Consider the following 2,974-nt stretch of genomic DNA (forward strand, 5'->3'; position numbering starts at 1 on the left):
TGAGTGCCGGGAAACCGTCCAGGTGCTCGTCGTAGCCGCGCCGGACCCGGCTCAGCACCGCGACCCCGACCAGGCCGTCGGCGACCGGGGTCACGTACGCCTCGCCCTGGCCGGACCAGTGGACCTCCACGAAGTCCGTCCACGGGGCGAGGCGGTAGTGGCGGCGCAGTCCGTACCGGCCGCGCGGGCCGCCGGGCAGCTCCAGGCCGAGGCGGCGGCGGACGGGGGAGTGCAGGCCGTCGGCGGCGATCAGCCAGCGGGCCGTGATCCCGGCGGCGGTGACGCTGTCCCGCGTCTGGCGCACCTCGCCGACCTTGCCGGGCACGATCCGCACACCGAGGCCGAGGGCGCGCTCGTGCAGGGCGCGGTGCAGGGTCGTACGGCGGACTCCAAGCCCCGGCCGGTCGCGGAAGGGGGCTTCGGCGCGGCGGACGCCGTCCACGTAACGGATGCCGCGCAGCTCCCGGCCCGCAGGCTCCACGCCGAGCGCCCTGAGCGAGGCGACCCCGCCGGGCATGACGCCCTCGCCGCACGCCTTGTCCACGGGCGCGGTGCGCGGCTCGACCACCACCGCCGTCAGGCCGGCCAGCCTGGCGTGCACGGCCGCCGCGAGACCGGCCGGGCCACCACCGGCCACCAGCACGTCGATCACGTCGCCACCGCGGCGGCCAGCGCCTGGTTCTCGCACCGGATGCGCACGGTCAGCACGGCGGCGTTCAGCACCGTGAAGGCGACGGCGGTCACCCAGGCGGTGTGCACCAGCGGCAGCGCCACGCCCTCGGCCACCACGGCCACGTAGTTCGGGTGCCGCAACAGCCGGTACGGCCCCCGCGCCACCAGCGGCAGACCCGGCACGACGATCACGCGGGTGTTCCAGCGCGGCCCGAGCGTCCCGATGCACCACCAGCGCAACGCCTGCGCGCCCACCAGCACGGCCAGCATCGGCCAGCCCAGCACGGGCAGGAACGGCCGCCCGCCGAGCCACGCTTCGAGTGGGCAGCCCACCAGCAGACCCACGTGCAGGGCGACCATCGCCGGGTAGTGCCCGTCGCCCGCCACGATCGCCCGACGGGCCCTGCTCCACCGCTCGTTGCGCCGGGCCACGACGAGTTCGCCCACCCGCTCAACCGCGACGGCCGCGACCAGCAGCGCGTACCAGATCATGTGTCCTCCTGTCGTACTCACCAGCTCAGCAGCACCAACTCACAGGCCAGCCCCGGCCCGACGGCCAGCAGCAGGCCCGGCGTGCCGGGAGACGGGCGGCGTTCGGCGAGGGTGTCGCGCAGCACGTGCAGCACGGAGGACGAGGAGAGGTTGCCGGCCTCGGCCAAGTGGCGCCAGCTGAGGGCGAGTTCCTCGGTGGGGAGGTCGAGTGCCTCGGAGACGGCGTCCAGGATGCGGGGGCCGCCGGGGTGGCACACCCAGGCCGTCACGTCCTGCGGCTTCAGGCCGTGGACGGCGAGGAACTCCCGTACGTCTTCGGCCAGATGGTGCCGGAGGACCTGCGGGATGTCCGGATCGAGGACGACCCTGAAGCCCGAGTCCCCGATGTCCCAGCCCAGCACTCCGCCCGCGTCCGGGTACAGGCGGCTGCGGGAGTCCACGATCGTCGGGCCCCAGAAGGCGCCCGCGCGCTCCGCCCCGCAGGCCACCACCGCGGTCGCGCCGTCGCCGAACAGGCCGCTGGCGACCAGGTTGGCCGTCGAGGCGTCACCGCGCTGGAAGGTGAGCGAGCACAGCTCGACCGACAGCAGTACCGCCACCTGGTCGGGGCGCCCCAGCAGGAAGTCGTGCACGCGCGCCAGCCCGGCCGCGCCCCCGGCACAGCCCAGCCCGAACAACGGCACCCGCCGCAGGTCCGGCCGCAGCCCGAGCCGGCCCGCCACCCGTGCGTCGACCGACGGGACGGCGACCCCGGTGACCGAGGTGAAGATCAGCAGGTCCACGTCGGCCGCCGACAGCCCGGCGGTGCGCAGCGCCTCCCGGATCACGCGGGTACCCAGGTCGGTGGCGGTGGCGATGAAGAGGTCGTTGGCGGCGCCGAAGCCGTCCAGTGTCTCGTACCGGTCGAGCGGCAGGGTCATGTGCCGGGCCCGGACCCCGGCGTTGCGGTGGAGCCGGTCCAGTACCCGGCGGTCGGCGCCCTCCGGCAGACAGGCGCGGGCCACCATGTCGGTGATCTCGGCCTGTGCGCAGCGGTGCGGCGCGAGGGCACCGTGCACGGCGGCGATCCGCGTCATGAGGCTCCCGTACGTCGACCGATCCGGGGGGACTCAGCAGCCCTTCCCTGCACCGCCGAACCGGCACCACAGATCCCCCGTCCGGCCGTTCCGGATCGTGACGCGCCGGGCGGGCCCCTACGATCGCCGGGTGGTGACCCCCGAGCAGTCGACGATCCCGGCCCGCAAGGTCTCCGCCCTCGCCGGGTCATGCCACCCCGGTCCGCTGGTGGTGGTCACCGCGCTGACGGCGGCGCTGGCCGTGACGGCCGGTCAGGAACCGGGCCGCTGCCTGCTCACCACCGGCGCCGTGCTGACCGGGCAGCTCTCCATCGGCTGGTGCAACGACGCCTTCGACGCGGGCCGGGACGTCGCCGCCGGCCGCCGGGGCAAGCCCGTCGCGCACGGCGCGATCGAGGCCGGGAAGGTGTGGACGGCGGCCTGGGCCGCGCTGGCTCTGTGCGTGCCGCTCTCCCTCGCCTGCGGGTGGGCGGCCGGTGCCGCGCATCTGACCGCCGTCGCGGCCGCGTGGGCGTACGACCTGCGACTCAAGGCCACCCGCTGGTCCTGGGCGCCCTACGCGGTCGCCTTCGCCGCGCTCCCGGCGTTCGTCACCCTGGGGCTGCCGGGGCGGCCGTGGCCCGCCTGGTGGGTGCTCGCCGCCGGGGCGCTGCTGGGCGTCGGCGCCCACCTCGGCAATGTGCTCCCGGACATCCGGGGCGACCTCGCGACCGGGGTACGGGGCTGGCCGCAGC

General features: G+C 75.6%; 4 protein-coding genes. 1 reads left to right on the top strand and 3 read right to left on the bottom strand.

What is annotated here, in order from left to right:
• The 3 genes from GT030_RS07500 to GT030_RS07510 form a co-directional block, all read right to left on the bottom strand.
• Nucleotides 1-652: FAD-dependent monooxygenase (locus GT030_RS07500; protein ID WP_161200404.1), on the bottom strand; the 652-nt coding region annotated here is incomplete at its 3' end.
• The gene (locus GT030_RS07505) at nt 649-1,164 is read right to left on the bottom strand and encodes an isoprenylcysteine carboxyl methyltransferase family protein (protein ID WP_161200405.1); all 516 of its coding nucleotides are present in this window, start codon (nt 1,162-1,164) and stop codon (nt 649-651) included. The genes GT030_RS07505 and GT030_RS07500, both read right to left, overlap by 4 nt.
• Nucleotides 1,165-1,181: 17 nt before the next feature.
• Nucleotides 1,182-2,240 carry a 3-oxoacyl-[acyl-carrier-protein] synthase III C-terminal domain-containing protein gene (locus GT030_RS07510; protein ID WP_161200406.1) on the bottom strand — a complete coding sequence of 353 codons (1,059 nt, stop codon included), beginning with the start codon at nt 2,238-2,240 and terminating at the stop codon, nt 1,182-1,184.
• A gap of 130 nt (nt 2,241-2,370) precedes the next feature.
• On the opposite strand from GT030_RS07510, the gene GT030_RS07515 reads away from it, so the two are divergent.
• On the top strand, nt 2,371-2,974 hold a 604-nt coding region (locus GT030_RS07515), incomplete at its 3' end, for a UbiA family prenyltransferase (RefSeq protein ID WP_346009586.1).

Origin of the sequence: Streptomyces sp. SID1328, assembly GCF_009865595.1 — a bacterium.
GTDB lineage: Bacteria > Actinomycetota > Actinomycetes > Streptomycetales > Streptomycetaceae > Streptomyces > Streptomyces griseoluteus.